The sequence below is a fragment of the Sediminibacterium soli genome (assembly GCF_009939225.1).
In the GTDB taxonomy this organism is placed as follows: domain Bacteria; phylum Bacteroidota; class Bacteroidia; order Chitinophagales; family Chitinophagaceae; genus Sediminibacterium; species Sediminibacterium soli.
The window spans coordinates 42,585-67,945 of sequence record NZ_JAACJR010000010.1 but is presented as its reverse complement, the minus strand read 5'-3'; the positions used below and the strand labels follow the sequence as shown (position 1 = coordinate 67,945).

General features: G+C 48.9%; 19 protein-coding genes and 1 pseudogene. 4 read left to right on the top strand and 16 right to left on the bottom strand.

The genetic code is table 11. From position 1 onward, the window contains the following. Window positions 1-59: 59 nt before the first annotated feature. The 3 genes from GWC94_RS15910 to ccsA form a co-directional block, all read right to left on the bottom strand. Window positions 60-1,481, bottom strand: coding sequence for a Glu/Leu/Phe/Val family dehydrogenase (locus tag GWC94_RS15910; protein WP_161836265.1), 1,422 nt, complete (start codon window positions 1,479-1,481; stop codon window positions 60-62). A 63-nt stretch (window positions 1,482-1,544) separates the two neighbouring features. Next, the gene (locus tag GWC94_RS15905; protein ID WP_202628849.1) at window positions 1,545-1,757 is read right to left on the bottom strand and encodes a CcmD family protein; all 213 of its coding nucleotides are present in this window, start codon (window positions 1,755-1,757) and stop codon (window positions 1,545-1,547) included. Beyond that, complete coding sequence (gene ccsA / locus GWC94_RS15900; protein WP_202628848.1) at window positions 1,750-2,433, bottom strand: cytochrome c biogenesis protein CcsA; 684 nt, start codon at window positions 2,431-2,433, stop codon at window positions 1,750-1,752. Before ccsA ends, GWC94_RS15905 begins: the two co-directional genes overlap by 8 nt. 171 nt (window positions 2,434-2,604) lie before the next feature. Here ccsA and GWC94_RS15895 point away from each other — a divergent pair, with 171 nt between their 5' ends. Further along, window positions 2,605-4,293 carry an ABC transporter ATP-binding protein gene (locus GWC94_RS15895; protein ID WP_235918592.1) on the top strand — a complete coding sequence of 563 codons (1,689 nt, stop codon included), beginning with the start codon at window positions 2,605-2,607 and terminating at the stop codon, window positions 4,291-4,293. A 173-nt stretch (window positions 4,294-4,466) separates the two neighbouring features. Beyond that, entirely contained in the window at window positions 4,467-5,516 is a 1,050-nt protein-coding gene (gene queA / locus GWC94_RS15890; RefSeq protein ID WP_161836261.1) for a tRNA preQ1(34) S-adenosylmethionine ribosyltransferase-isomerase QueA, read from the top strand. 82 nt (window positions 5,517-5,598) lie between these two features. Here queA and GWC94_RS15885 read toward each other — a convergent pair whose 3' ends face one another. The 8 genes and pseudogenes from GWC94_RS15885 to GWC94_RS15855 form a co-directional block, all read right to left on the bottom strand. Further along, complete coding sequence (locus GWC94_RS15885; RefSeq protein WP_161836259.1) at window positions 5,599-6,891, bottom strand: MFS transporter; 1,293 nt, start codon at window positions 6,889-6,891, stop codon at window positions 5,599-5,601. Window positions 6,892-6,958: 67 nt separating this feature from the next. Continuing rightward, window positions 6,959-9,943 (bottom strand): TonB-dependent receptor, encoded by a 2,985-nt coding sequence (locus GWC94_RS15880; RefSeq protein WP_161836257.1) that lies wholly within the window; start codon window positions 9,941-9,943, stop codon window positions 6,959-6,961. A gap of 181 nt (window positions 9,944-10,124) precedes the next feature. Further along, complete coding sequence (locus tag GWC94_RS15875) at window positions 10,125-11,174, bottom strand: FecR family protein (protein ID WP_161836255.1); 1,050 nt, start codon at window positions 11,172-11,174, stop codon at window positions 10,125-10,127. Between the two features lie 75 nt (window positions 11,175-11,249). Further along, entirely contained in the window at window positions 11,250-11,843 is a 594-nt protein-coding gene (locus GWC94_RS15870) for an RNA polymerase sigma-70 factor (protein WP_161836253.1), read from the bottom strand. A 40-nt stretch (window positions 11,844-11,883) separates the two neighbouring features. Further along, on the bottom strand, window positions 11,884-12,876 hold the full coding sequence (locus GWC94_RS15865; RefSeq protein ID WP_235918591.1) for a hypothetical protein: 993 nt from the start codon (window positions 12,874-12,876) through the stop codon (window positions 11,884-11,886). A 42-nt stretch (window positions 12,877-12,918) separates the two neighbouring features. Beyond that, a pseudogene (locus GWC94_RS17140) lies at window positions 12,919-13,137 on the bottom strand (carboxypeptidase-like regulatory domain-containing protein); the annotation flags it as partial. A 140-nt stretch (window positions 13,138-13,277) separates the two neighbouring features. After that, window positions 13,278-14,597 (bottom strand): aspartate kinase, encoded by a 1,320-nt coding sequence (locus GWC94_RS15860; protein ID WP_161836249.1) that lies wholly within the window; start codon window positions 14,595-14,597, stop codon window positions 13,278-13,280. A gap of 149 nt (window positions 14,598-14,746) precedes the next feature. Continuing rightward, window positions 14,747-15,820: an Ldh family oxidoreductase gene (locus GWC94_RS15855; RefSeq protein ID WP_317163487.1), complete on the bottom strand. Its 1,074-nt coding sequence runs from the start codon at window positions 15,818-15,820 to the stop codon at window positions 14,747-14,749. A gap of 94 nt (window positions 15,821-15,914) precedes the next feature. On the opposite strand from GWC94_RS15855, the gene GWC94_RS15850 reads away from it, so the two are divergent. Continuing rightward, entirely contained in the window at window positions 15,915-17,204 is a 1,290-nt protein-coding gene (locus tag GWC94_RS15850) for a hypothetical protein (RefSeq protein ID WP_161836245.1), read from the top strand. A 23-nt stretch (window positions 17,205-17,227) separates the two neighbouring features. Here the strand turns inward: GWC94_RS15850 and GWC94_RS15845 are convergent, their stop codons facing one another. Further along, window positions 17,228-17,668 carry a single-stranded DNA-binding protein gene (locus GWC94_RS15845; protein WP_161836243.1) on the bottom strand — a complete coding sequence of 147 codons (441 nt, stop codon included), beginning with the start codon at window positions 17,666-17,668 and terminating at the stop codon, window positions 17,228-17,230. Between the two features lie 297 nt (window positions 17,669-17,965). Here GWC94_RS15845 and mnmA point away from each other — a divergent pair, with 297 nt between their 5' ends. Continuing rightward, on the top strand, window positions 17,966-19,069 hold the full coding sequence (mnmA, locus tag GWC94_RS15840; RefSeq protein WP_161836241.1) for a tRNA 2-thiouridine(34) synthase MnmA: 1,104 nt from the start codon (window positions 17,966-17,968) through the stop codon (window positions 19,067-19,069). On the opposite strand, the gene GWC94_RS15835 is transcribed toward mnmA, so the two are convergent. The 4 genes from GWC94_RS15835 to GWC94_RS15820 form a co-directional block, all read right to left on the bottom strand. Continuing rightward, window positions 19,070-20,239 (bottom strand): RsmB/NOP family class I SAM-dependent RNA methyltransferase, encoded by a 1,170-nt coding sequence (locus GWC94_RS15835; RefSeq protein ID WP_161836239.1) that lies wholly within the window; start codon window positions 20,237-20,239, stop codon window positions 19,070-19,072. Window positions 20,240-20,260: 21 nt separating this feature from the next. Beyond that, window positions 20,261-21,127: a hypothetical protein gene (locus tag GWC94_RS15830; protein ID WP_161836237.1), complete on the bottom strand. Its 867-nt coding sequence runs from the start codon at window positions 21,125-21,127 to the stop codon at window positions 20,261-20,263. A gap of 48 nt (window positions 21,128-21,175) precedes the next feature. Beyond that, a complete protein-coding gene (odhB, locus tag GWC94_RS15825; protein WP_161836235.1) occupies window positions 21,176-22,408 on the bottom strand; it encodes a 2-oxoglutarate dehydrogenase complex dihydrolipoyllysine-residue succinyltransferase in 1,233 nt (410 codons plus the stop codon). Between the two features lie 95 nt (window positions 22,409-22,503). Continuing rightward, entirely contained in the window at window positions 22,504-25,242 is a 2,739-nt protein-coding gene (locus GWC94_RS15820; protein WP_161836233.1) for a 2-oxoglutarate dehydrogenase E1 component, read from the bottom strand. Between the last annotated feature and the right edge of the window lie 119 nt (window positions 25,243-25,361).

Below are 25,361 nucleotides of genomic sequence, written 5' to 3'. Positions count from 1 at the left end.
ACTGCCAAATACCGATCGGACAATATTTCGATATTCCCTGCTTCTCTGTTCGACAGCCGTTATGGGAATATTCCCAGTTCTGTATACGATGTTCCCACTTTATTGATCGCGCACACATAGGCGGCGGTTCTCATATCGGGGATGGCGGGGTTGGCTTTCCAGATTTCCATGATTTCGCGGGTGGCGGTGATCATGGTTTCTTCAAGACCGCTGTGTACAAGATCCACTTCTTCCGGACCGTGTTTGATGAACTTACGCTCACTGTCCGATACCGATTTGCCGGTCAGTCCTTCGATCTGGTCCAGGATATGCGTGTTCAGGTTCTCTGTGAATCTTTTTTCCATACGGCCGTAACGCACATGGCTCAGGTTCTTCAGCCACTCAAAATAAGAAACCGTTACACCGCCGGCATTGAGGTACATATCGGGCACCACAAGGATACCTTTTGAAGCAAACACTTCATCTGCCTCGGGTGTCAGCGGACCATTGGCGGCTTCGCCGATGATCTTTGCTTTCACCCTTGGCGCGTTCTCACCATTGATCACATTCTCCAGTGCCGCCGGGATCAGGATATCACATTCTGTTTCCAGTGCATCCGTGCTTTTCGCAAGATTGGTGGCACCGGGGAAATTCAGAATAGAGCCGGTGGCTTTTCTGTGCTGGAACACTTCCTCTTCGTTCAGACCGGCTTCATTATAAATAGCGCCTTCGTATTCTGCAATGGCTATGATCTTCGATCCATGCTCGCGGAAGAATTTGGCGCTGTGGTAACCCACATTGCCAAGTCCCTGAACGATCACGCGTTTACCTTCCACTCCTATGGTCAGTCCGAGTCTTTGCATTACCTCAGGCATACTGCACACTTCGCGGATGCCAAAGAAAACACCGAGACCGGTTGCTTCCTTGCGGCCACGCACGCCACCCTGTGAAACCGGCTTACCGGTGACACAACCGGCAGCATCAATCTCACCGGGTTTCAGCGATTGGTAGGTGTCTACGATCCAGGCCATCTCTCTTTCACCGGTGCCATAATCCGGCGCCGGCACATCGATACCGGGTCCGATAAAATTCTTTTTTACCAGTTCGCTGGTATAGCGGCGTGTGATCTTCTCCAGTTCGTAGGCACTGAACGAACGCGGGTTGATCCTGATACCGCCTTTACCTCCGCCAAACGGCACATTCACGATGGCGCATTTGTAGGTCATCAGTGCGGCGAGGGCCATCACTTCATCCTGGTTCACTTCATTACTGAAACGGATACCGCCTTTACACGGTGTTTTATGCTGTGAATGCTGTACACGGTATGCCTCGATTACTTCGATACGGCCGTCGTCCATTTTCACCGGGAAACGCATACTGTAGATGCTGTTGCAGGCTTTGATCTGTTCCAGCAGTCCTTTTTCCCATTTGGTGAACTGGGCAGCCTTATCAAAACTCTTTTCTACACTGTGAAAAAAGCTGTAGGGTTGTTGACTTGACATGAGCTATCGTTTTAAAAAAGTTTTTACAGGATCACCGGCCCCAGACAGGCGCCGCGGTCTGGGTTACTTGTTTTTCTCGAGCCGGGATATTTTCCTGTCGAGACTGACTACATACAACAGTAACCCGGCAAGTATGACGAGCACTACGGCCACCACCACGTATATCTTGCCGTTGCTGCGCATGATATCGGCGTTGTCGTTATCGGTTTGTGCATAGGCGGCAATGCTCATCACAGACAACAGGATGAGTGCAGCCAGTTTTTTCAACTTATTCATGTGACAGTCTTTTTTGCTGAAGTATACGCACACGGATACGCAGTGTGCTGATCCATACGCTTAATAAAGTCCACCCGATAAAGGCTGGGTACATCACCAAACGCATCGGGTTGGAAGTGTCTTTCGGATTCAGTCCCGGGTTGCCCTCGTTACCCATTCCGCCCGGATGCAGGCTTTCCACCAGGCGGGGCAAGATCCAGATACAGGGAAAGAGCATAAAATACGCGAAGATGTTATACACCGATCCGATCCTGGCCTGCTTTACTTCGTCCTGCAGGCTTCCTTTCAAAACGAAATAGGCAAAATAGATCAGCAGCGCGATGGCTGTGCCGTTGAGTTTGGCATCGCCGGTCCAGGCCTTGCCCCATTGGTAATTGGCCCATATCATTCCCGTAAGCAAACCCAGTATGCCCAGCACCGTACCCGTACGGACAAATTCGGTGGAATAGATCTCGTCTTTATAGGACTGGCTGCGCAGGTACCTGATCGCATATACCACAGACACGGTAAAACATACCATCATCGCTATCCACATCGGTACATGAAAGAAGAGGTTGCGGATGGTTTCTTTCAGCGGAACGCCCGGCGGAGAAGGTATCTGCACGATAAAGCCATAAGAACAAACATATACAAGCAATACAGAAGCCAGTATTTTCCACCAGGATTGCCGAATCATGATCTGAGTTTTAAATGATCACCCGCACAAAAACTAACAATTGTGCGCAAAACTACGGCAAACAAGACAAGGATAACATTTTGGGCCCCTGAAATTGGGAAATTTTGAAATGGTTGATCATTGCATCCAGTATATTTACCCATGCCCGATCCCTTGTTGAAAATAGAGGATTTGTCCGTTGCTTTCATCACACCCGGCGGAACGGCAAACGCATTAAGCAATATTACCATATCTGTAAACCGGGGCGAGATCCTGGCGATCGTAGGCGAATCGGGCTCGGGTAAATCGGTCACCTCGCTGTCTGTACTGCAGCTCTTGCCCTCACCACCCGCCGTTTACACGTCGGGCAGGATATTGTTCAACAATAACGGGCAAAACCATAGCCTGCTGCAGTTGCCGGAGGAAGAACTGGCTTCCTTACGCGGCCAAAAGATCGCCATGATCTTCCAGGAGCCCATGACCTCTTTAAACCCCGTGCTCACCTGCGGGTTCCAGGTAGCCGAAGCCATCCGCTGCCATAACCGGTTATCGGCCGCCGCCGCCAGACAACAAACGCTGGCGCTGTTCGAACGCGTACAACTGCCCGACCCGGTGCTGCTGTTTGACAGGTACCCGCACCAGTTAAGCGGCGGACAAAAACAGCGCGTGATGATTGCCATGGCCATGAGCTGCGAACCCTCGCTGCTGATCTGCGATGAGCCCACCACCGCGCTGGATGTTACCGTGCAGAAAAACATACTGCAGCTGATCAAGGAATTGCAGCAGCAGAACGATATGGGTGTAATTTTTATCACGCATGACCTCAGCGTGGTGGCCGAGATCGCAGACAGGGTGGCCGTTATGTACAAAGGAGCCATTGTGGAGCAGGCGGCAACAGACAGTCTCTTCCGTTCGCCGCAGCACCCTTATACAAAAGCCCTGCTCGCCTGCCGCCCGGCATTGCACACCAGGGGTGAGCGATTGCCCGTTGTGGCAGATTTTATGGAAACGGATGCGGATGGCAGCACCAGTGAAAAAAACGCTTCGGTTCACCCGCAAAAAATACATGACGGTGCAACGCGGTCTGCGGATACCCTGCTTGCTGTTACCGATCTGAAAGTATCCTTCCCCGCTACAAGGAACTGGCTGGGCAATCCGAAAACCTATATACATGCCGTAGACGGTGTCAGTTTTACCGTACGGGAAGGCGAAACACTGGGACTGGTGGGCGAATCCGGTTGCGGCAAAAGCACACTTGGCCGGGCTATACTGCGGCTGACAGAACCAACCGCCGGTAAGCTGGAATATCGGGGAAAGGACCTGCTTCGCTGCTCTGCAAGGGAAATGCAGTTATTGCGGAAAGACATGCAGGTTGTTTTCCAGGATCCTTATGCTTCGCTGAACCCGAGGATATCCATAGGCGATGCCATAGCGGAGCCCTTGCTGGTGCACCGGATAGCCCACACCGCAAAAGCAAGAAAGGAAAAAACGATCGAACTGCTGGAAAAAGTCGGACTTGCCGCCGCACATTACCACCGTTACCCGCATGAATTCAGCGGCGGGCAGAGACAGCGGATCGTTATCGCAAGGGCATTGGCATTGGAGCCTTCATTTGTGGTATGCGATGAAAGCGTATCGGCACTGGATGTAAGCGTACAGGCGCAGGTGCTCAATCTGCTGAACGACCTGAAAAAAGAATTCGGGTTCACCGCGATTTTTATTTCACACGATCTTTCGGTGGTACGGTATATCAGCGACAGGATCATGGTGATGAACAGGGGCAGGATCGAAGAGATCGGCGAAGCGGAAGAACTGTATCGCAACCCAAAAACCGCCTATACGCGCCGGTTGATCGACTCCATTCCCCGCATGGCTGTTTGACAGTCCGTTAACAGTTGATAATCAATATAAATTGGTTGATTACCTATGTTATTGTACCTTTGCCGACTTCTAAATTCATGCCGTAACATGAAGCCAGTCGATTTTTATCCCGTTTTTTTGACGGGGTACGACGGACTTAATGTGGCTATCATCTTTAAAACAGGATTAGACACATGAAATTATCCCAGTTCAAGTTTGACCTTCCGCTCAACCTGATTGCACAGAACCCGACCAAGAAACGCGAAGACAGTCGCATGATGGTGGTTGACCGTAAGAGCGGACACATGGAGAACAAGCATTTCCGCGACATTCTCGAGTATTTTGACGACAAAGATGTTTTTGTCGTAAACAACACCAAGGTATTCCCCGCAAGGATGTACGGCCGCAAGGAGAAGACCGGCGCCAAGATCGAAGTATTCCTGCTCAGGGAACTGAACAAACCCAACCGGCTTTGGGATGTGATCGTTGATCCCGCAAGAAAGATCCGTGTGGGCAACAAATTATATTTTGGAGAGAACGAAGAACTGGTGGCCGAAGTGATCGATAATACCACCAGCCGCGGGCGTACCATCCGTTTTCTCTGGGAGGAAGATGATGAAAGTTTCAAAAAAATGCTGGAGCATCTGGGAGAAACACCGCTTCCCAAATACATCAAGCGCAAACCCGACGATGAAGACAAAGAGCGTTACCAGACCGTTTACGCAAAATACGAAGGTGCGGTAGCCGCGCCCACGGCGGGTCTGCATTTCAGCCGCGAACTGATCAAACGCTGCGAGATACAGGGTATCCGTTTTGCAGAAGTTACGCTGCACACCGGTCTCGGTACCTTCCGCCCCATCGAAGTGGAGGACCTCAGCAAACACAAAATGGATGCGGAATATTATGCGATCGATAAACAGGCCTGCGATATCGTGAACAAAGCGAAAGAAACAGGGCACCGCATCTGCTCCGTTGGCACCACCACCATGCGCGCAATGGAAAGCAGCTTCACCGCACAAAAACTGCTGAAGCCCAGCGAGGGATGGACCAACCATTTTATCCACCCACCGTATAATTTCAATGTAGCCGACAGCCTGGTTACCAATTTCCATCTGCCAAAGACCAGCCTGCTGATCATGACCTGCGCATTCGCCGGCTATGATCTCGCCATGGAAGCGTACAAAAAAGCTATTAAGGACAAATACAGGTTCTTTAGTTATGGTGATGCATTACTGATACTGTAGGGGAATTAATAATTAACAATTAGTAATTAATAATTGAAGTCACACCTAATTATTAATTACTAATTGTTAATTATTAATTATCTCACTCCTCTATGCTTTTCGTGGCGTCAATACAAAGCCACAACAATCCGCTGCATAATACCAGTATTCCAATACCGATCATAGGAAGATTCCAGTTCCCGGTTTCCTGTACAACATAACCAAACCCCAACGACATTAAGGTTGAACCGATCTGACCAAACATATGCATGCTCCCTGTTATAGCGCCTGCATGTTTGCCGCCGATATCTGCCGATACAGTCCACGATACAGGCAATGTAAAATCCTTGAAAAATAATCCTGCCGACAAGAATGCAATGCAACCCATATTACCGGGTGATAATGCAGCGCCGATAATACACAAGCCGGCTAATAGCAACCCCGTAAACGCTACACTTCTTCTCCCCCATCTCACACCTATTTTCTTACAGAGATAATCGGTAGAGAACCCGCCCAATAAACAGCCCAGTGCACCAAGTATAAAAGGAAGCGCTATAAAACCCGATTGCTTCATATCAAAGCCACGACCCTGGCGAAGGTATTTGGGCAACCATGATAAATAGAAATAAGCGCCAAACATGTATAAACAATACATCAGCATAATTGCCCATAGGTTCCTGTCAGATGCAAGTTTCCTGAATGATAACAGGCCATGCGATTTCTTCAGCCTGCGTGAGCTTTCTATCTCTATCAGTTCCTCGTTTGAGATGCCCGGCATTTGTGCAGGCTCTTCCCTGAAAAAGAAATACCATAACAAAGCCCATGCGATTCCTATCACACCAAAACTATAAAAGACCATATGCCACCCCCATTGATCCATAACAGGAATAATGATGACAGGCGCCAGCGCTCCTCCCATACGGGTACACATCCAGACAAATGATTGCGCTCTCGCTCTCTCTGTGGCAGGGAACCATTTGGAAATAGCAATGGAAATATTGGGAAATGCACCGGCTTCACCCGCTGCAAATAAAAACCGGATAACCAGCATAGCAGTAAAAGTGGCAGACAGGCCGGTCAGCAAAGTAAACCCGCTCCACCACAGCACAATGAACAGCAATACTTTTTTTGCGCCAAACTTATCTCCAATCCAACCCGATGGTATCTGGAACAATCCATAGGCAATGGAAAAAACAGCATGAAGCCAGCCAAACTGTTTTTCTGTAAGCTGAAAACTATCTGTAATGCCATGCTCTGCAACAGATGCAGCTGTTCTGTCGAGATAAGTAATGATCGCAAGTAAACATAGTACCGCTAATACCTGGTAACGTTTCTTAAAGAAGGTTTTTTTAGAACCCGTTATTGCATCATTCGTATTGGCAAGCATATTGTTCATGTGACGAGTTTGCATTATTAGTCCATGGTCCATAGACGATGGACCATGGACTATGGACTATCTACATTTAAAACCCAATTCTCACTGAAGTATAATAATAGGCTCCCATAAACCCGAACTGCGAAGTAAATCGGGTATAAGGAGTTTGTCCGGAACCTGTAAGCGATGCCAATGCAATCTTATCAGGATATACATTGCCGATATTATTGCCGCCGATACTCCACGATATCCTTGGGTTAATATGCCATGTGAGCGATGCATCGGTGATCACTTTAGCGCCAAAGGTCTGATCATTTGCAGGATCGCTTTGTCTCGCTGTTACTTCTCCAAATCGTGTTGCACGCAGCAGACCCTCGATTTTTTTATATCGATAGTTCGCCGACAAGATCATTTTATTGCGTGGCTGTGCCACTTCAATCAGGCCCAGTGTTACCCTGTCTACGAGAGCATTGCCCACGCTGGCCAGTTTATCAGGCGTTCTGATATTACCCTTGAGTTTTGTTTCGTTCAGCATCAACGCGCCGTTCAGGATAAGTTCATGATCCGGTGCAAATTTTTCTGTATAGGTAGTTACGATATCAAGTCCCTTTGTGCGTGTATCAAGCGCATTGGAAAAGAACTGAACCAATGCATATCCCGATCCGTTAAAGATGGGCGCCATAGCTGGTGTTGTAGCATCCAGTTGTGCAGATATCGCCACTCTGTTATTGATATCTATTTGATAAGCATCAACCGTCATTAACCATTTTCTTGCCACCTGCAGCGTAAAGCCGGCATTGAAATCGAGGGAAGTTTCCGCCTTTAAGTTCCCCACTCCCAGTTGCTGTACATATTTATTATCGTTCCGCAAATGGCCGATCGGGTAAGCATCGAATACGCCATTAATGGTAAGCCATTGCGCATCCGCATTATTGCTGTAATAAAGCTGGTGCATAGATGGCGCCCTGAATCCGCGGTTAACAGATCCCCTGATCGAAAAATTATTGCTCAGTTTATACCTCGCTGAAAATTTACCCGAAAGGTTCGCACCGAAATCGCTGTAATTTTCAAAACGCAGGGCCGCGCTTAACAATAATTTATCCGTGATATCACTCTCGACATCCGTATATAGTCCAATATTACTCCGGTTCTTGCTTACTGCATTTACATCAGCAAAACCTTCCCTGCCACTTGCACCCACATCTGTATTTTGCAATGAGCCTTTTCTCCAGGAAGGATCATCGCCCTGGTTGATCTGGTAATGTTCCATACGCATCTCCGCGCCAAAAGACAGGTTAAGTGAATTGATCCCTTTGATATTGGTGAATGATCTTGAAAAATCAGCATTGGTACTATTCTGGTTGAAGATCAGGTCGCCGCCAAAGAAACTGGTTGGCGAAGCATCTCCATAAGAAGGGTTAACGGTGGTATTGGAATAAAGTGTTATGTGGTTGCGCCCATACGTGTTGCTGAAATCCATATTCCAGCCACCTATGCTTTTCTTTTTAAATCCAACAGATGTGCTGATATCCTGCAAATTGGCTGGAAACACCGGCGAATAACCATTAGGATAAATATTTAACACCCTTCTTTTTGCATTGGATGGGGGACGAAAAAAACCATACGCTGTTACATCCTTGTTAGAATATCCTCCAAAAGAATACAAAGCCCAGTTATTCTGCAACGGAAGTTCTGCATTGTAAAATACGATGGCTGTTGTATTCTTCGACAAACCATATTTGGTGCCGCCGATCTGCCTGTTGAATTTACGCGCGGCTATAATAGAATCATCAATCGCCTGGTTGCTGTTATACACCCTGGCTGTATATGGCGCGGACCGGTCCGTAGGATCGTTATGATGAAACTGTAAAGTGGTATTAAAGAAACCACCCTTCTTACCGAGTGGCAATCCAAAGTTGACGCTTTGCTCATAGGTTCTGCCATCACCTTCCTTTGTTACACCATATTGTCCTGTAACACTGCCGCCGCTTGCATTACGCTTTAATTGCAGGTTAATAATACCGGCAATGGCATCTGAACCATATTGCGCCGCAGCACCATCTCTTAAAATTTCCACACGCTCAATAGCGCCTGTCGGTATTACATTAAGATCTGTTCCCACACTGCCTCGTCCTACCACATTATTTACATTAAGTGCAGCAGACTGGTGGCGTCTTTTCCCGTTTACAAGTACAAGTGTTTGATCCGGCCCGAGACCGCGCAAAGTAGCAGGGTCTACATAGGAAGTTACATTGCTGATACCATGTTTTGTTGAATTGAAAGAAGGGGCAGAAAAATGGATCATCTGCGCCAGTTCAACCTGGCCTGTCTTCTGAATATCTTTTGCAGAGAACACATCCACGGGCACAGGGCGTTCCACATCTGTTCTCGGCTTACCGCGTGAGCCTATCACGGTAATATTACTCAGATTTGCATCACTCACTTTCAGAGCAATGGCATAGTAGCCATCAGCTTTTACTTCCATTTCCTGTGTTGCATAACCTACATAGGAAACAACAAGCACATCACCGGGTTGCGCATCAATGGTAAATTTTCCTTCGTTATTAGTGGTAACTGTTTTCTTTTTCCCTTTAACAGTAACACTCGCCCCGGTAAGCGCCTCGTTGGTAACCGCATTAGTAACTACTCCCGATACAGAACTGGGATCTTTTTTACCTGCAGGTTCAAGAATAAGCAAGGTTACGTTATCGCCATCAATTTTATAAAGCAGCACCTGTTCGTTCACTACTTTATAAGCGATACCAAGCGACTTAACGATTTCATCAAGTACATATTTAAGCTTCGTATCATTTGCCTTAATGGAAATCTTCCTATTGGCCTGTATAGATGTAGAACTGAAAATAAATTCGACCTCCGTTTTCTTTTTGATTTCGGTGATCACGTTTTTCACTTCTTCGTTCTTAATATCCAGGGTTATCAATTTATCCAGCACCCCCTGGCCTTCGGCCTTTTTGGCAAAAACGGCAAGGGTAAAGGTTGCAGAGAGAACTATTTGTATGGCAATTAGTTTCATGCAAAAAGCAATTGCATTCAGCAATCGTGATTTTTTCATAACTTCAATTGTTTTTGTTTGAATAATGATGCAGACAAAAATCTTCCCGGGTAAAACCGGGATTGCAGCTGGCAATACTGGTACTATTGCCGGCTTTTTTATTGGTGTTGATTACTGGTTACGCAGAAGAATAGAATAGCGGTATCATATGGCAGTTGTTTTAGGCGGATGAATTAAATGGTTACTGGCAACCTTTTCCTTTGATAAGTATTTTAGTTCCTTTGATTTCATATTGATGACCGGTAGACTGGCAGATCAGATCCAGCTTCTCATACAGGGTCTGCTGCGACAGGTTACCTGTGAAAAGACAGTGATAGATCAATTCATTCTCCACCATAATATCGATTTCATATACCTTGCTGATAGCATCCAGTACGGTGGCGAGATTGGCATCATTAAATGAAAAAGAAGAAGGAGTCACGGGCGTTTTACTTTCAATTATCACAGGCTCAGGATTCTCTACCAGTGAGGTGATAAAATTTCGGCTGCCTGCATCATAAATTACTTTCTGGTTGGGTGTAATAATCGCGCCGTTATTCTTAAGCTGGTCTGTATTCAGTTTCACCTGGTTGTTATCTTCAAAAACAGCCACTTTGCCTGTCTTCACCGCAACTGTTATTTTATTGGATATTTTATCCGGCTTTATGGTAAAACTGGTACCCAATACTTGTGTCAGCAGGTTACCGCTATGCACGAGAAAAGGCTTCGCGGGATTTTTTGTTACCTGGAAGAAGGCCTCCCCTTCAAGATAGACTTCTCTTTTATCTGATGAAAACTGGTTAGGATAAGCAAGTCTTGCAAGTGGCTGCAGGGTTACGGTACTGCCGTCGGGTAACAATACTTTCCGGCTTTGGCCGTTTGTATTAACAGCTTCAATAAGCCCTTTTTCTTTTTTACCCTCCTGGTAAGCAGTTGTATCGTTGTGTGCAGGCAGAATAGCGCGAATACCGAATATCAAACCGGCAAGCATTGCCGCAGCCGCTACCCAGCGGATAAAAAGATTACGGACCGGTGTTTTTTCCTGGATAGTCGTACTATGTTTAAATGTATTATCCTGTTCTATCTCCTGCCATATCTCCTGTTCTACAATAGCCAGTTCTTCTTCATTTAACGAACGGATATTATCATTATACAACAGTTCGTACCAGTGATCGATCATTACTTTTTCCGAATCGCTGGCCGTGCCTGCAATGTATCTTTTCAGCATTTGTTTAAAATCAGACCTGTTCATGGAGCATACATTTTACCGTGTTAATTAAAGACAGGCTACAGCGCTTTTACCCTAAATGAGTGATCAATTTTTTTTTTAGGCTGATAGCAAATAGCTTATTGCACCGGCAACAAAACAGGGAATCATAAAGTCTTTCAGGCTGATCCTGAGTATCTTAAGAGAAGAGGTGATATGGTATTCCACAGCCTTTTCAGAAATACCGAGCCTGGCGGCGATTTCTTTTATGGGCAGGTGCTCGAAGCGGCTCATTTCAAAAACACTTCTTGTTTTGGGAGGAAGCTGAAGTACAGCTTTTCTAAAAGCCCGGTCAAGTTCATGGTAATCCAGACCGGCTTCCATATCCGTATGTTGATGACCCTGAATATCCAATACCCGCTGCTGGTATTTTTTCTGCACCAATTCCTTTTCAACATGATTGATTACCCTGTTCTTAATAGCGGCTTGGAGATAGGATGGCAGGTTGGCGATGGCAAGTGTGCTTCTTTTTTCCCAGATATATAGAAACAGGTTCTGTACCAATTCTTTCGCCATATCGGTTGAACCGAGACGATAGTATGCTGACTCGAACACTTTTTTCCAGTGCCGGTTGTAAATCTCTTTGAAAGCGGCTTTGTCTTCCGCCCGCAGCAGTTTTACCAGTATTTCGTCATCAAGCAATCGGTAATCCATGAGGCTAACGACAACTAATATAGAAAGAATAACGGATAATTCATTTCCAGAAATGGTAGTCAGATGGTCGCTTAATGAAATAGGTGCCTTTATTTTTTAACGGCCTGAGAGGCTCATAATTATACGGCAACATATTCCCGATCTTCTCCCACCAGCCCCAGTAACCCGAGATAATCAATCCTGTTCCTTCATAATAGCTGCCATTGGCCAATACATTGATCGGCTGACCGGTTATTATTGTTGCTTCTGAGGTAACAGGCTTTTTAAGTACCGGGTGGGAAGAAACAACGTATTTACTAAAGAATTCATCCGGCATATTTTTAGAAGGATATATAACCTGCAGGTGTTCTGTAAAATAAAGCCCTGCAGTTACGCTGTCAACTGCATATGCGATGCTATCACCTGGCAACACGCGATCAATGAGTACATTCAGTTTGTCTGGCTCTTGCAGCACCTGGCGATAATAAGCAGCCGTATCTGCCGGGAAAGCATCGAATGCATTGCTTATCATCATACGTCCATCAGCCTGTGGTTTTTGTATGGCCATTCTGTAAATATCACGCACTCTTTTCTTTTCCGCATCCGGTATTTTGATCAATCTTCTTACCTGGAACCCGTCTTCAACAAGCCTGTTGCGATAAAGACTGCGCATAAACTGCATCAGTGAACCCTTATAAGCATCTTCGCGCCGTTGCGCCCATCTGCGTTGTAATCCTTTCCGAGAGGTTTGCATCTCCTCAAAAAAAGGATATCCCTTGTAAACGAAGAGACGCTGTGTAAAATCATACTCAAAACTGATAAGGTCATATTTGATTTTGTAACCAAGTGCGCTGTTTTCGAACAGCAGCGTCTCATCCGCAAATGCCTGTAACAGGTTTTTCTTTTTATCGAACCGGAATTTGACAGCTTCCTTATTCAATAAACTGCATTGTTGTGCAAATGCTGAAGTACCAATGAAATTATCTGCAAAGAAAACACCCCATTTTTCCCAACCGTTCTTTTCATAAGGGATCAATATTACTTCCTGCAGCATATTTACTTTTGGCTTCAGTACAATATTGAGAAATGAAGGCAACCGCGAAGAAAAAAGCGGAACGGTATATGTCTCGTACCCGATATACGAAACCACCAGTTCGTACCGGCCCGGGGGAAAGGCGGAAAGGGTGAATTCGCCGTTATCGTTCGTGAGCGTGCCGATCGCGGTATTGCTCAGGTACACGTTTGCAAGCGCAACCGGTTTATGCGTATCGGTGGTGGTTACCCTTCCTTTCAATACACCCTGCGCCTGCACCATCCGGCAGCCACCCAGAAGCAGCAGTAAAAAACAAATCCCCTTCAACAACTATAATTTTAGTTTTGAAAGATACTGCAAAGATTGCGACATAAAAAAACCGCTGCGTAGTGCAGCGGTTTTTATCGACGAATAGCGTTTGTTTACAGGCCGAAGAGTCCTTTGTTCAGCAGCTGCAGTGTTTTTTGTTTGTGCCCGCTTGGCAGCAGCAGGGAAATATTGTGCGGGCTGCCGCCATAGCTGACCATCGTTACCGGTATTTCCCTGATGGCTTCAAACAGCCTGGGCAATACGCCTTCGGTCTGCTCGATCTCATTGCCTACGATGGAAACGATCGTCTGGTTCTTTTCTACTTCCACGGTGCCGAACGGCTCCAGTTCCTTTACGATCTTGGCCAAAGCGGCATCCGAATCGATGGTTACGGATACGGCCACTTCCGAAGTGGTGATCATATCGATGGGTGTATGGTATTTCTCGAACACCTCAAACACTTTGCGCAGAAAACCATAGGCCAGCAGCATGCGGCTGCTCTTGATCTTGATGGCAATAATACCGTCTTTTGCCGCCACGGCTTTTACACCCACACTGCCGGCTTCCTTGGTGATAACCGTGCCGGCTGCTTCGGGCTGCATGGTGTTCAGCAGTTTTACCGGCACGTTTTCCTGCTGCGCCGGCCAGATACAGGTGGGGTGCAGGATCTTGGCGCCGAAATATGCCAGTTCCGCTGCTTCATCAAAACTCAGTTGTTTTATCGCAACGGTTTTGTCTACCACACGCGGATCGTTGTTATGCATGCCATCTATATCTGTCCATATCTCACAAACAGATGCATTGGCTGCAGCCGCCACCAGTGAAGCGGTGTAATCGCTACCGCCACGTTTCAGGTTGTCTACCTCGCCCTTTGCATTGCGGCAGATATACCCCTGTGTAATAAACAGCGGCTTGTCTTTATGCTGCTGCAATAACTGGTTCAACTTTGCCCGGATATTCAGCAACTGCGGTTCTTCGTGGATATCGATCGACATAAATTCCAGTGCCGGCAGCAGCATATGATCGATCCCTTTTTCCTCGAGGTATACGCTGAACATTTTGGTGCTCATCAGTTCACCCTGGGCAAGTATGTCTTTGTACAAGGCTTCGCTGAAAGAAATGCGGAGTATGATATTGAGGAACTCAAAATGTTCGGAAATGATCGCATTTGCCCTGGCGCGTTTATCCTCCTGCTGCACCAGGTCCAGGATAAATTTGCGGTAATGCGCTTCCAGCAGATCTATTTTTTCTTTGGCGGCCGTGCGATCGCCGGCAGACAAACTGTTGCTGATCTCCACCAATGCGTTGGTGGTACCGCTCAATGCGCTCAGCACAACGATCTTGGGTTCTGCATCCCGGGTAATCAGCTGTGCCACTTCGTGCATACGTTCCGGCTTACCCACACTGGTACCGCCGAACTTCATAACTTTCATCTGTTATATTTTTTGTTTTTATGGTTGGATAGCGATTGCCGGCTTATTATGGCATGTTCCGCAAACTCCTACAATTTTAATAGACAATTGAGTGCAAATGTAAGGGAATGTGAAAAGTCCGGCAGGAAAAATCAACCCGAAAAACGGGTTCATAATACCAACCCAAACCTGGCTCCCAGCTGCGTAAGATCGGCAGCAACGCTGTCTGCCAGCGGTATCCCCTCTTTTTTGCGGGCCTGCTCCGCTTCTCTTTCGGGATCGCCGGGTATCAGCACTTTTTCATGGCCTTCTGCCGGTTTCGCTGCGCGGAAACGGGTGATCCAGTTATCCATATGGTGTTTGAATTCCTCCGCAGGTCTGAACGCGTCCACACGCATCGCACCAAAAAAATGACCCAGTCCCTGCCCGGGCATATTTTCCGGCATAGGCACATAGGCGGGAAATGGCGGCGCCCAGGGACCGTACGATCCGCCGCTTAACACGGCAGAAAAGATATCGACGATGCTGCCCAGTGCATATCCTTTGTGACTGCCGTGCTCGCGATCGCTGCCAAGCGGAAGAAGGGCTCCCTGTTTTTTGAGGATATTGGCATCGGTGGATGGATTGGCTTCTTTATCCTGCACCCAGCCCAGGGGCGTATCCTCGTTTTTGCGCTGCAGTATTTCCAGCTTGCCGTTGGCGGCGGTTGTGGTGGCAAAATCCGCAACAAACGGCGGCTGGCTGCCTGCCGGAATGGCCACCGCGATGGGATTGGTACCCAGCATGCGTTCGGTTGAAAAAGTGGGCGCCACCAGGGCGCTGGCATTCGTCATGGCCATACCGATCATATCGTATGGCAGCGCCATCATGGCATGGTGACCCGCAATACCGAAATGATTGGAGTTCCTCACACTTACCCATCCGGTGCCCGCGTTCCTGGCTTTGCCGATCGCCGTCTGCATGGCAAAAGGCGCTACCACCAGTCCCAGCCCGGCATCACCATCCACCACGGCGGTGGATGGTGTTTCATGAACGATCCTTATATCCGGCGATGCATTGATCCTTCCCGCTTCCCATAAACGTACGTATCCGGTAAGCCTGGCCACACCATGGCTGTCAATGCCCCGCAGGTCTGCCGCCAGCAATCCGGTAGCCGCTGTGTCCGCGTGTTCCTGCGAACAACCTATTTTCCTGAAAGTGTTGTATGTGAACGTATATAGATGATCGTAGCTGAATACCTGCACGGGATTTATTTTGAGAGCAAGATAAAACGTTTCGCCAAATCCTCTCCTGCGCATGATTGGCACAATAGCTGCAGTGATTTGGTAATTTTACAAAATGAGGTATTTCTTATCCCTGCTGTGCCTGTTCGCTGCAACCGTTTCATTTGCGCAGTTTCTCCCTGAACAGATACATTCTGATTTCGTATTGAACCAGCGGAGGCTGGCGTTTGATAAAAATATGCGCGAGAGAACGATCAACGGGGCTTTTGCGCAACCGCTCGACAGCAATACCGAAGACAGCTACCGCGAAGCCTGCTGGGCCATCTCGCAGTTTTTACTTGCATCGCCGCAGATAGAAAAAGGATTCCGGACATTATTCGATCAGTATACCGCGCTGGACATCTCCACCAGAAAAGCATTGATCGAAGCGGTCTACGGCGTGTATCCCTCGCTTTTTCTGCAGACAATACAACAGCTGATCAGAACCGAAACGGACCCTAAACTGTTTGCCATGCAGGCAGTCTATCTATATCGTGCTGACAGTTCGGCATTCAGTGCCAACACTATCCGGCAGCAGCTGTACCAGCGTTTTCCGCTGTATGCAACGATCCCCATATTGTCTGCGCTCGACAGTTACCTGCAAAACCAGCCGGCATTGCGGAAAACCCCGAGACCAAACCTCGCCGGGCTTTTCTCGTATAACCGGCAAAACGGTATCAAGGCCGTATATTCTTTCCAGCGATGGAACCGCGACTGGCCCGGTCTTGCGATCGTTCAGCTGGAAGACGGGAATTTTGCAAGCGACAGTGAGGGCAGGCTGCTGATGTTCCGGCAACTGGCGCGATCGGCGTCCAATCTTCCTTTTTTCATCACCAACGGAAGCACGCCACAGGGTATTTACAGCATACAGGGAACCGGGGTATCGCATAACCACCTGATCGGCCCCACACCGAATCTGCAACTGATCCTGCCCGGCGAAACAGACAGCCTTTACTGGCATGGTGTTTACGATTCCCTGCAGTCGCCGCTGGTCAATTACCTGGCGCTGCTCCCTCCTTCCTGGCGCAGCTATGCGCCCATGATGGAAGCGTATACTGCCGGGCATATCGGGCGTACGGAGATCATTGCCCATGGCACGACCATCGATCCGGACTATTACAAGGACAAACCCTATTATCCTCTGACACCCACTATGGGCTGTCTTTGCGCACCCGAGTTATGGAGCAGGTCTGCCGGAACCATTATACAAAGCGAGCAGTTACGTCTTGCCAACGCCTTTGTTTCCACACCGGGAACAACAGGTTATTTATTCGTGATCAACCTCGATAACCGGCAGCAAGCCGTAGAAAAAGCGGAAATAGAAACCCTGGTGAACGATTACCTGAAACAAAAAAGGATGCCCTGAGACATCCTTTGCAGGTATTCCTGTCAGAACGGAAGATCGTCCATGGGTTCGGTAAGATCTGCCGGGCTGCCGCTCATGGGGGCCGGGGCCGGGGTCGATGCGTAAGAAGGGGCAGACTGGTAACTGCTTTCACCGGAACCGCCTTCGGCCCTGCTTCCCAGCAATTGTACACTCAGCACCCGAACGGTCAGTGAGGCGCCGTTACGACCGTCCTGCGTGGTATAGGTACGTACATCGGGCTGTCCTTCCACGTATACCTGTGTGCCTTTTTTGAGATAAGGCGCCACAGCGGTGCGGTCGGTCCAGTAAGCGCAATCCACCCATATCGTACGGTCCTTCTGGTTACCCTGGGCATCTTTGAAACGTTCTGTATGCGCCACGGTGAAATTGATCACATTCCTGCCATTAACATTGTTCACCTGTGCGTCGCGGCCAAGATGGCCTATTACCTGTAGTTTGATCATAGCAACTTGTTTTAACAAATATCCAAAATAAAAACCGACCGGTATCAGGTATTAATACAATCCTCCCAAGGTTTTTTCGCGGCTGTTTCACCACGTATAATTACGGCGGTGTAGTCTGCCTGAAGGTCTCAGTGCCGGGTGGTACGATTGCCCGGGACCGGCAGAACCGGGCTGGATAAAACATAGTATTTATTTTTCATATTTTGTTAATTTTCCTGTTTCGAAAGCGCCGCAGTGCGGTCGGCGGCCTTGCTTTTCTGCAAACTGTTTACTTTTGCAGCTTCTATTGTTTTAGCTATGAGTCGTAAAGGAAAGGTTCTGGTGGCAATGAGCGGCGGTATCGACAGTACCGTGGTGGCCCTTATGCTGCACCAGCAGGGATACGAGGTGGTGGGCATTACCATGAAAACATGGGATTATGCCAGCAGCGGCACCAGCAGTAAAGAAACGGGCTGCTGTAACATTGATTCGTTTAACGATGCAAGACAGGCTGCTGTACACCATGGCTTTCCGCATTTTATACTCGATATACGCGAAGAGTTCGGCGATTTTGTGATCGAAAACTTCGTGGATGAATACCTCGCCGGCCGCACACCCAATCCCTGTGTGATGTGCAACACGCATATCAAATGGCGGGCTTTACTGAAAAGGGCCAATGCACTCGATTGCGATTATATCGCAACCGGGCACTATGCTTCGGTGCGACTGCACGACAATGGCCGTTATGTGATCAGCAAGGGATTGGATGAGACCAAAGACCAGAGCTATGTTCTCTGGGGACTGGACCAGGAACTGTTAAGCAGAACCCTGCTGCCCCTGGGCGGGTACCGTAAAACCGATATCCGCCAGATGGCGATGGATATGGGGTACCCGGAACTGGCGAAAAAAAGCGAGAGCTACGAGATCTGTTTTGTTCCCGATAACGATTACCGCGGCTTCCTGAAAAGACGGGTGGACGGTCTTGAAGAAAAAGTGAACGGCGGCTGGTTTATCGATAAGAACGGGAAGAAACTGGGACAACACAAGGGCTATCCTTTTTATACGATCGGGCAGCGCAAAGGACTGGAAATCGCCATGGGACATCCCGTCTATGTGACCGCCATCGATCCCGATACCAACACCGTGGTACTGGGTGATGAAGCCGATCTGGCGCAAAACGATATGCTGGTTGGCAGGATCAACTGGATCAAATACGAGGGTATCACCGATGGCATGGAAGCCATCACCAAGATCCGCTATAAAGACAAAGGTGCACTGAGTAATCTCTATACCACCGATAACGGAATCCGCGCCCATTTCTACGAAGACGTAAAAGGTATTGCACCCGGTCAGAGCGCCGTGTTTTATGAAGGCGATGACGTGATCGGCGGCGGCATCATACAGCGCGGAAGGCTTATCTGATCAATCCATTCGCTGCAGCAGGCTGGCGAACATGGAATCTGCCCTGTCGGAATAGCCCTTCAGCCAAACGGTATCAACGGTCTTCATTGCACCTGCTTCCAGTCTTGCTACGATATCTTCATTCTCGGCAGTAAACACCGAACAGGTAATGTAAAGCAGGTAGCCGTTATGCTTAACATAAGGCAACACATTCTTTGTGATCCGCTCCTGCAAACCGGTATAATGCAGGATCTTTTCCCTGCTGAAAAAAAACAGCTGTTCAGGCGTTCTCCCCCAGGTACCGCTGCCGCTGCAGGGCGCATCACAGATCACCAGATCGAATGTTTGCGGTAACGAAACGGGTTGTGTAAGATCCGCGGTAAAAATGCTCCGGGGCTGCACGCCAGCCGCCTGGAAACGCTTCCGCAGATTGGCAATGATCGAAGCGCGCAGATCGGAAACGGTCAGTTGTACCGGATGGTGCAGGGTATCCCAGGCCAGCAATGATTTACCCCCGCTGGCAGCGCAACAGTCCCATACAGCCAGTGGCGTTTTGCTTTCGGTCTTTGCCAGCAACTCCCCCGTTCGCTGCGAGCTGAGATCCTGGATCACGCATTCCTGATCAATGTTCAGCAGCTTGTCTATGCTGCTGGCATTGGGCAAGGCCAGACTATTCGGTGGGTACTCCCTGTACGCAATGTCCGCAGCGGCAAGTTGGCTTCTTACGGTTTTTTCGTGCCCCGGCCGGATACGGATAAACAGATCGGGCTGTATGAAATGCGACAGCACAAACGGCTGTTTATCGAAACGTTCACTGATGGCATCAAAACAGGGGAAGACCGTTTCGGCAGACAAGGATGGGTATTGTTCGCGGACAAATGAAAAACGTTTTGCGGCCTCCCGATCCCATTGCGAAAGCCAGTCGCCGGTAATGATTTCCGTCCAGCTGCCCGGTTCTTCCAGGCATAGAAACAGCGCGATCCGGGTTCTTTCCGAAAAAGACAGATCGGTCAGCGCGCGGCCAAGCCGGTAATAACTGTAACAAAGCTGCGAGATATACCGCCTGTCTTTTGACCCGAACTTCTTATGCTGCTGAAAATATTGCTTCAGGAATGCCGCAAGCGGAACACTGCCATCGTACAGTCCGCAGATGGTTTCCGCGGATCTCAGGTATTGAAGTGCATACTTCATGGGGCAGCAAAATTAACCGCCTTATTGATACGTAAACGTAATATCGGCTATCCCGTTATCGATGGTATTGGTTTGCGTTCCTGCCACGGGGTAACTTCCCGGATTGTACTGGTAGGTATAGTTCAGGGAAAAGCCCTGGCTGGCCCCGCTGTTATCGGTTGCAACCAGTTTCTGGATATTGTTTTTGCAGTAATACGAAGGATCCAGTCCCGGCAGGAAGGCATCGTTACCCACGGCAAGCCCCTGGTTCTTTCCGTCGAATTCAAACTGGTAGGTTGCGGCCAGTGTCTGTGTTCCCGATGAGGGAAAATATATTTTGATGGTGGGAATATTGCCATTTAAATAGGCGTACTGGGTTCTTGCGGCAAGCACCATCGTGGTGGAAGCCACCGCCTGGTAATTGTAGAGGTCGGTTATGTTATTACCGGACCAGCTGTATACCGTACTGTCTGCAAAAGATACCCCGCTGAGCGTTACCCGGTAAGACGAATAATCGAAGCTGGTGGCAGATGCCGAAGGATAATGCACGTTGATGATGATACTGTCGGGCATCCCGGACCCCGGCGACCCGGCAGACAATGCATTTGTTACGATGCTGTTTACCCTGCCGTTGGCATCGCGCACATAGCGGTAGGCGATGGTTACGGACATATTGCTGCTGTCGGTCTGCACTTTTTTAACCAGGATAAGCCTGCCCGAAGCATCGTAACTGAAGGTCATCGTGAACTTTTCCGCGTTGCCACGGGTCTTGCCTTCCATTTTGGTGAGTTTCATGGAACCGCTCGGGTTGGTGCCCGGTGCCACCACCCCATCAGGCGTATAGCTTTTCTGACAGGAAACAAGCAGTGATGCTATACCCGCATACAGTAAAAAGGAATGGAGCTTCATGAAAATGGATTTTGGTTGGGCGCTATTGCCATCCCGAATATACCAAAATCAGAGCTCAAGCAAAGTTTTCACGGGGTCTTTTCCGAATAAAAGCAGTTCAGGATTTTCCAGCAGCTCTTTCACCCTTACCAGGAAGCTCACGCTTTCGCGGCCATCGATGATACGGTGGTCATAGCTCAATGCCAGGTACATCATCGAACGTACAACAACCTGGCCGTTAACCACCATCGGTCTTTCCTGGATCTTATGCATACCCAGTATGGCGCTTTGGGGAATATTGATGATCGGTGTACTCATCAGGCTGCCGAATACGCCGCCATTGGTGATGGTGAAGGTGCCGCCCTGCAGTTCTTCCGCGGTCAGCTTACTGTCGCGCGCCTTGGTGGCCAGCTCGATCACTTTCTTTTCGATATCCGCCATGCTAAGGCTTTCCACGTTACGGATCACCGGCACGGTCAGACCGCGCGGTGTGCTCACCGCTATGCTGATATCTGCATAATCGTGGTACAGCAGCTGATCGCCATCGATATACGCATTTACCGAAGGCCATTCGGCAAGTGCGATGGAACAGGCTTTTGCAAAGAAGCTCATAAAGCCGAGGTTCACATTATGCGCTTCCTTGAATTTGTCTTTATACTGTTTGCGCACATCCATGATACCGGTCATATCCACTTCGTTGAACGTAGTGAGCATGGCCGTGGTATTTTTGGATTCCACCAGCCTGCGGCTGATGGTTTTGCGCAGGTTGCTCATTTTCTCCTGGCGAACATTACGCGAAAAAAGTTCGGCTCCCTGGAATGCTTTCTTACCGGGGTTGGCAAGCGCTTCCAGCACATCCTGTTTCATGATCTTGCCACCGGCGCCGGAGGCCTTGATCTCGGAGGGGTTTACTTTTTTATCCGCTATGATCGCAGAAGCCACGGGTGTAGCCTTGATATCGTTCGCTACTGCCGTTACCACCGGTGCCTGCGAAGCGGGCTGCGCCACAGGCTGTTCTTTGGCCACAGCTGTTTTTTCCGCAGGTGCAGCAGCGCCTTCGGGTTTGGCGGCGGTTTCGTCTATCTGCGCCAGCACATCCCCGATGGAAAGCGTGTCGCCTTCCTTGGCCATCGGTTTCAGCAAACCGGCTTTTTCTGCGTTTACTTCAAAGGTGGCTTTCTCGCTCTCGAGTTCCGCGATCACTTCATCACGCTCTACCCATTCGCCTTCCTTCTTTGTCCACTTTAACAGGGTTACTTCGCTGATGGACTCTCCTACCGTTGGAACTTTTATCTCTATCATTATGCATTAAAAATTAAAATGAATAATTGGACCCTTTAGAATGACCCGACCTTATTTGTTATTTTCTGAATCCGGCTTACTGCCGCACTTCCCGTTTATATACCGAATGCCGTATCGATGATCTCAGACTGCTCCTGCACGTGCACTTTATGGTAACCGCTGGCTGTTGATGCACTGGCGTTGCGGCTGATCACACCAAAATTGATCGATTTCAGGTTCATCTGCAGGAATCCGGCGGCGCCCATATTCAAAGGTTCTTCCTGTACCCAGAACCAGGTGGCTTTGCCGTATTTCTTATGCAGCGCTTCGAGTTGTTTTACGGGCAGCGGGTAAATCTGTTCAAGACGAACAACCGCGGTATCCTTCCTGTTCTCTTTCTGCTGTTTGTCCGCGAGTTCAAAATACAGTTTGCCGCTGCAGAACAGCACTTTCTTCACTGCTGCGGGATCCTCTACAAATGTATCGTCTATCGTTTCCCTGAAACCGCCTTTTGTAAAATCGGCGATGGGGCTATAGGTAGCGGGGTTTCTCAGGTTTGCCTTGGGTGCAAAATTAATCAGCGGTTTGCGGAAATTCCATGCCAGCTGGCGTTTCAAAGCATGGAATAGATTGGCGGCGGTAGTGATATTGGTCACCACCATATTCAGCTCCGCACAGAGCTGCAGAAAACGTTCCAGCCTTGCGCTGCTGTGCTCGGGACCCTGTCCTTCGTAGCCATGCGGCAGCAGCATCACCACGCCGTTCTGGCGCTGCCATTTCTGCTCGCCCGCAGCGATGAACTGGTCGATCATGGTCTGTGCACCGTTGCAGAAATCGCCGAACTGCGCTTCCCATATCACCAGGGCATTGGGGTTGGCGAGACCGTAACCGTATTCAAAACCCAGCACGCCATATTCGCTGAGCAATGAGTTGTAGATGCGGAACTTTTCCTGCTGCTCCTGAAAATGGTTCAGCCTGTTGTATCCTTTATTGGTATTCTCGTCGCGCAGGATGGCATGCCGGTGGCTGAAAGTGCCGCGTTGCACGTCCTGTCCGCTCATACGAACAATATTTCCCTGCACCAGTATGCTTGCATAGGCCAGCAGTTCACCGGTGGCCCAGTCGATCTTACGCTCGGTTTCGAGGAGTTTTACCTTATCCTGCAGCAGTTTCTCCACTTTTTTCAATGGCCGGAAATCCGCGGGCCACTGCATCAGGCTGGTGAACAGCCTCCGGATCTCCTCTTCCGGAACAGCGGTATCGGGCGATGCATCAAAATCAGCTTCCGTGGCGGATCGCATGCTTTTCCAGACCAGTTCGGGTTGCTGGTATTTGTAGGGCAGCGGGTTTTGTTTTACCTCGTCAAGCCGCTCCTGCAGATCGCCCCAGAATTTCTTCTCCATATCCTTGGCAAGCTGCTGCGCATCGGACTCTCCGTTCTGGATCAGGTACTGCGTATAGATCTCACGCGGGTTCTGGTGTTTATCGATCAGCGCATACAGCTGGGGCTGCGTATATTTGGGGTCATCGCCTTCGTTATGGCCATGCCTGCGGTAGCAAACCATATCGATAAAGATATCGCTGTTGAATTCCTGGCGGTAACGCGTTGCCATCTCGGCGCATTTCACAACGGCTTCGGCATCGTCTCCGTTCACATGCAGTACAGGTGCCTGTATCATGGCGGCAACGGAAGTGCAGTAGTCGGAACTGCGCGCATCATCAAAATCGGTGGTGAAACCGATCTGGTTATTGATCACAAAGTGAATGGTGCCGCCGGTATAATAACCGCGGAGATTGCTCATCTGCACCACTTCGTACACAATACCCTGACCCGCTACAGAGGCATCTCCGTGGATCAGGATCGGTAATATCCTGTCAAAATCACTTTTGTAAAGTACATCCGCCTTGGCCCTTGCAAAACCCACCACCACGGGGTCTACCGCTTCGAGATGAGAAGGGTTGGGCATCAGTTTGAGATGGATCTCCCTGTCATCGGCAGTCCTTACCTCGCTGCCATAACCCATATGGTATTTCACATCGCCGCTGCCCATGGTCTGGTCCAGTTTGGCCGTTCCTTCAAACTCGCTGAAGATCTGTTCATAGGTCTTGCCCATGATATTGGCCAGCACGTTCAGTCTTCCCCTGTGCGCCATACCGATCACCACTTCCTGCACGTCGTTATTGGCGGCAACGTTGATGATACTGTCCAGCGCCGCAATCGTGGTTTCACCACCCTCCAGCGAAAATCTTTTCTGACCGATGTATTTGGTATGCAGGAATTTCTCGAACATCACACCCTGGTTCAGTTTTTCCAGGATGCGTTTTTTCTTTTCAAGCGGTAAAGGCTGTGCAAACTGTTTTTCCATCTCAGTGGTCAGCCAGTCTATTTTTTTCTGGTCGCTGATGTATTTGAACTCGATGCCTATATGGTTTGCATAGGTTTTTTCAAGGTGCGACAGAATGTTTCGGAGGGTGGTGGTACCCAGGCCAAGCAGGTTGCCTGCCTGGTATTCGGTATCCATATCGGCATCCGCCAAACCGAAAAAAGCCAGTTCCAGATTGGCACCCCTGTCTTTACGCGGCCTGATCGGGTTGGTTTTCGCCAGCAGATGGCCCTTGTTCCGGTAGCCGAGTATCAAACGGTATACCCGGATCTCTTTCATCCAGTCGATACCGCCGGCGGTCACTGTTCCGGGGGCAGCCGGGGCCGCGCTTCCATTGGCAACGGCAAAATCAAACCCTTCGAAGAATTTTTTCAGGTCCGGGTCTGTATTTTCGGGGTTTTTAACGAATTCGTTGTATAAGCTTTCTATATAAGCCGGATGAGAGTGGGTGATGTATGAAAAGTCCTTCATTACACAAGTATTGAGCCGCTATGTTGGGAAATGGGTTGGCAAATATCGGTCATTACGCCCAGCAAACCAATTCGTTTCCGGCTGTTTGTGAACAGTTACCGGTAAATTTTTTCAGGAAA

Coding starts and splice junctions, on each gene's coding strand:
- GWC94_RS15820 (WP_161836233.1), bottom strand. CDS start 25,242: ATGAAGGACTTTTCATACATCACCCACTCTCATCCGGCTTATATAGAA.
- GWC94_RS15885 (WP_161836259.1), bottom strand. CDS start 6,891: ATGAACAATATGCTTGCCAATACGAATGATGCAATAACGGGTTCTAAA.
- GWC94_RS15880 (WP_161836257.1), bottom strand. CDS start 9,943: ATGAAAAAATCACGATTGCTGAATGCAATTGCTTTTTGCATGAAACTA.
- GWC94_RS15905 (WP_202628849.1), bottom strand. CDS start 1,757: ATGAATAAGTTGAAAAAACTGGCTGCACTCATCCTGTTGTCTGTGATG.
- queA (WP_161836261.1), top strand. CDS start 4,467: ATGAAATTATCCCAGTTCAAGTTTGACCTTCCGCTCAACCTGATTGCA.
- GWC94_RS15850 (WP_161836245.1), top strand. CDS start 15,915: ATGAGGTATTTCTTATCCCTGCTGTGCCTGTTCGCTGCAACCGTTTCA.
- GWC94_RS15875 (WP_161836255.1), bottom strand. CDS start 11,174: ATGAACAGGTCTGATTTTAAACAAATGCTGAAAAGATACATTGCAGGC.
- GWC94_RS15860 (WP_161836249.1), bottom strand. CDS start 14,597: ATGAAAGTTATGAAGTTCGGCGGTACCAGTGTGGGTAAGCCGGAACGT.
- GWC94_RS15835 (WP_161836239.1), bottom strand. CDS start 20,239: ATGAAGTATGCACTTCAATACCTGAGATCCGCGGAAACCATCTGCGGA.
- GWC94_RS15830 (WP_161836237.1), bottom strand. CDS start 21,127: ATGAAGCTCCATTCCTTTTTACTGTATGCGGGTATAGCATCACTGCTT.
- ccsA (WP_202628848.1), bottom strand. CDS start 2,433: ATGATTCGGCAATCCTGGTGGAAAATACTGGCTTCTGTATTGCTTGTA.
- GWC94_RS15910 (WP_161836265.1), bottom strand. CDS start 1,481: ATGTCAAGTCAACAACCCTACAGCTTTTTTCACAGTGTAGAAAAGAGT.
- odhB (WP_161836235.1), bottom strand. CDS start 22,408: ATGATAGAGATAAAAGTTCCAACGGTAGGAGAGTCCATCAGCGAAGTA.
- GWC94_RS15845 (WP_161836243.1), bottom strand. CDS start 17,668: ATGATCAAACTACAGGTAATAGGCCATCTTGGCCGCGACGCACAGGTG.
- GWC94_RS15865 (WP_235918591.1), bottom strand. CDS start 12,876: ATGCTGCAGGAAGTAATATTGATCCCTTATGAAAAGAACGGTTGGGAA.
- GWC94_RS15870 (WP_161836253.1), bottom strand. CDS start 11,843: ATGGATTACCGATTGCTTGATGACGAAATACTGGTAAAACTGCTGCGG.
- mnmA (WP_161836241.1), top strand. CDS start 17,966: ATGAGTCGTAAAGGAAAGGTTCTGGTGGCAATGAGCGGCGGTATCGAC.